The organism is Prauserella aidingensis, assembly GCF_024171865.1.
GTDB classification, from domain to species: domain Bacteria; phylum Actinomycetota; class Actinomycetes; order Mycobacteriales; family Pseudonocardiaceae; genus Prauserella; species Prauserella aidingensis.
The window spans coordinates 1-2147 of the sequence record NZ_JAMTCN010000066.1 but is presented as its reverse complement, the minus strand read 5'-3'; the positions used below and the strand labels follow the sequence as shown (position 1 = coordinate 2147).

The 2147-nt window shown below is 58.6% G+C and carries 3 protein-coding genes; all 3 read left to right on the top strand.

Annotated features, from left to right (window positions below; translation table 11 throughout):
- The first annotated feature begins 113 nt into the window (after positions 1–113).
- Entirely contained in the window at positions 114–956 is an 843-nt protein-coding gene (locus LY13_RS25395; RefSeq protein WP_253831088.1) for an ATP-binding protein, read from the top strand.
- Positions 937–1413 (top strand): hypothetical protein, encoded by a 477-nt coding sequence (locus LY13_RS25390; protein ID WP_253831087.1) that lies wholly within the window; start codon positions 937–939, stop codon positions 1411–1413. Before LY13_RS25395 ends, LY13_RS25390 begins: the two co-directional genes overlap by 20 nt.
- A gap of 513 nt (positions 1414–1926) precedes the next feature.
- Positions 1927–2147, top strand: a 221-nt coding sequence (locus LY13_RS25385) for a hypothetical protein (protein WP_253831086.1), incomplete at its 3' end; no start/stop codon positions are given.

Sequence of the window (2147 nt, the reverse complement as noted above, 5' to 3'; positions counted from 1 at the left end):
AGCCCCAGCAAGATCGGCAGCATCATCCAAGCCGCACTCGCCCTCACTCACCTCGAACACCGGCCGACCTGAAACTCGCTGAGATCAACTCAGTGTCACTAGGATGATTAGTTATGGGTAGAGGTGGCAGGGCGAAGCGAGCCAAGAGGCGGACTGTCAAAGCTGCGGGGCGTGCTCGGCAGTCGGAAGCTCAGTTTCAGGACCTGTTTGGTTTCGAACGGGAAGCGAAGATTGCTTCCTCAAATGTGCGCAACGTCTTCACGCCGCATCAGCCCATTAGTGAAGTAAATCTCTTGTTTGGTCGTACGGATGAGATCAGGAATCTGGTCGAAACGCTGAATACGCCTGGTCAACACGTTCTACTGTATGGCGAGCGGGGTGTCGGAAAGAGCTCTCTCGCCAATGTTGCCTCGAATCTTGTCTTGCAGATGCTCCAGTCCAAAATCTATATTAAGCGTTGCGATCAGTCAGATACATTTGAATCCATATTGCACGAGCCGCTCAGTGAGGCGCGGCCAGAGCTGTACCAGTCCGAGGTGTCGGCCACGGAATCTTCAAGTAAGCATGGCGGACTGGGCGCAGGTCCTATTGATGCGGGACGTGAACGCGGCCGAGAAGTGACGCGTACGTATCCGAATCGGGTTTCGATTTCGCCATCGACGGCTGGTCGAGCATTGGCGGATATGGATGGCTTGCTCGTGGTTGACGAGTTCGATGCCATAAGGGAAGACTCGGATAAGGGGAGGGTTTCCGAGCTTATAAAGCAATTGAGCGATGGCGCTTCACCTTTTAAGATTATGGTGGTCGGTATCGCTGCGAGTGCCTCGGAACTGACCGCGGCGCATCCGTCAGTGCAAAGGAATCTTCGTGAGACGAAGCTACGGCGCATGGAGGTGGGTGAGCTTCGCGAGATTGTCACGGTCGGCGCGGAAGCCATTGGAATATCGTTTAAATGACGATGTTATAAATGCGATCGTGCGGCTTAGCGCGGGGTATCCTCATTTTACGCATCTGCTAGCTCTAAAAAGTGCCGAGTCTGCGATTGGAGACGGCAAAGAAGTCGTCGGCAATGCAGATCTAGAAAAGGCTCTTTCGTTGGCGGTTCAGGACGCGGAGGGAACTTTGAAGACTGTCTACGACGACAGTGTTCGGTCTAAGTCTAGCCCTATGTATGAAGAAATTCTTGCTGCTGCGGCGTCGTTGGACACGGAGGAGTTCAATGCGGCTGCCTTGCGTGATGCTATCGAGAAGCGTACGGGGGCGCCGATTTCGCAAGGCTCGCTTCAGAATTATTTTCAGAGGCTGATGTCCCGGGACCGGGCCACGATCCTTCGCCGTGTTGGGCAGGGCGTTTATCGTTTCGAAGATCCGAGGATGCGCAGTTATGTACGGATTGTGAATCAGATCTTCTGACCCCGTCCCCTTCGTCCGTGCCGATGCTGTGCGCCGTGGTGGCCGGGTCAAGGGTGAGCGGTAGCTCATCGCGTAGCGACGCCGTAGGCGCCCTTGAGGCGGTCGGCGCGGTGTCAGACGATTTATCGGGCGTGAAGGGGCCGGCTCGTGGTGAGTGGCGGCTGCGCGGTTGCTCTGAGGATCAGGTGGCGTTGTTCGTTGTGCGAGCCGGGGCCGCCGGCCGGGAGTGCCAGCGGGAGGCCGGGCGTGCCCCGGCGGCGGCGCGCGGAGCGCGCCGCCCTTGATCTCTTAGAGGGCAATTCGGCAGCGGTCCCACGGCACCGCGGTGGTCGGCTTTGCGGCTCGCACCGGTAGAGCGGTGTTGAGCACGCTGTCCGTATAGGCAGAGGAGCGCCGTCGTGGTCGCTGCGCACGGTTGAGCGGCTGTGATTCTCCTGGAACCACGTCCACGAGGCTGGCGTCAGACGCTATGGTGACGACCGGACTACGTTCAGCGACCAGGGGGAGGACCTGATGCCCGAGTTCGATGCACCGATTCAGCCGCAGGCTGGCGGGGGCGACGTTGGCAAGCTCAGCGTTGGCGCCGGCTTCATGTCGAACCTGGGCAAGATGCAGAGCGGTGCGGACAACATGCTCAAGGTCGGGGCTGCTGAAGGAAACTGTGACAGTGGTTTAGGCCGCCGGGGTGGCGGTGTGGCTCATGATGGTTTCGTATTCGATGGGGGTCAAGCGGC

Coding starts and splice junctions, on each gene's coding strand:
- LY13_RS25395 (WP_253831088.1), top strand. CDS start 114: ATGGGTAGAGGTGGCAGGGCGAAGCGAGCCAAGAGGCGGACTGTCAAA.